General features: G+C 79.1%; 1 pseudogene. It reads right to left on the bottom strand.

Annotation, left to right across the window (positions count from 1 at the left end):
• Positions 1–1,066: pseudogene (locus A9W95_RS27105) on the bottom strand (PE family protein); the annotation flags it as partial.

Below are 1,066 nucleotides of genomic sequence, written 5' to 3'. Positions count from 1 at the left end.
CCGGCGTTGCCGCCCTTGCCGCCCACGCCGCCGCTGCCGTTGTTGCCCGCGGTCGCACCCGCACTTGCGGTGCCGGCCTTACCGCCGGCGCCGCCGGCCCCGCCGGTGCCACCGGCACCGCCGTCACCGCCGGCCTGTCCGGCACCGCTGTTGACTCCCGCGACCCCGTTGGCCCCGGTGATGCCGGCCCCACCGGAGCCGGCCGCGCCACCGGCGCCACCGTTGCTGGCGTTGCCGCCGTTACCGTTGGCGCCCGCGGTGCCCGCGGTGCCGCCGTTGGTGGCTCCGGCAAGTCCGCCGGTGCCGCCGTTACCGCCGTTGCCGCCCTTACCGCCGGCACCACCATTACCGCCGTTGTAGCCGGCGCCGTTGTTGACACCGGAGACGCCGTTGGCGCCCGCGGCGCCGATGCCGCCAGCACCCGCGGTGCCGGCGTTGCCGCCCTTGCCCGCGGCGCCACCGTTGCCGGCGGTGCCCGCGCCGGCGCCGCCGTTGGCCGCGCCCGCCGCACCGCCCTGGCCGCCGTTGCCGCCGGCGCCACCGCTGCCGGCGTTGCCGCCGGCTTGGCCGGACGTGCCCGCCCCGGTCGTCGTCACGCCGTTGGCGCCATCGATGCCGCTGCCGCCGGCGCCGCCGGCGCCACCGATGCCACCGGCGCCACCGTTACCGCCCTTGAACCCGGCGCCCACGCCCTTACCGCCCGCGCCACCGGCGCCGCCGTTGCCGCCCGTGCTGCCATCGGTGCCGTTCGGGTTGCTCGAGTTCACGCCGTTGAGCCCGTTGGCGCCCACCGCGCCGTTACCGCCGGCGCCGCCGTTGCCGCCGTTGGCGCCGGTGCCGTTGGCGCCGCTGAGTGCGGTGCCGCCGCCACCGTTGGTACCGCCGGCACCGCCCTGGCCGATGCTGCCCGCGTTGCCGCCGGCGCCGCCTGCGCCGCCGTCGAGGAAGCTGCTGGTGCCCTCAGCGCCGCGGCCGCCGTCACCGGCGTAGCCGGCGTTGCCGCCCTTGCCGCCCACGCCGCCGCTGCCGTTGTTGCCCGCGGTCGCACCCGCACTTGCGGTGCCGG

Source organism: Mycobacterium sp. 1423905.2, from assembly GCF_001673155.1.
Classification (GTDB): Bacteria; Actinomycetota; Actinomycetes; order Mycobacteriales; family Mycobacteriaceae; genus Mycobacterium.
Note: the sequence above shows the minus strand (reverse complement) of the source record. Positions and strands in the feature narration are given on the sequence as shown.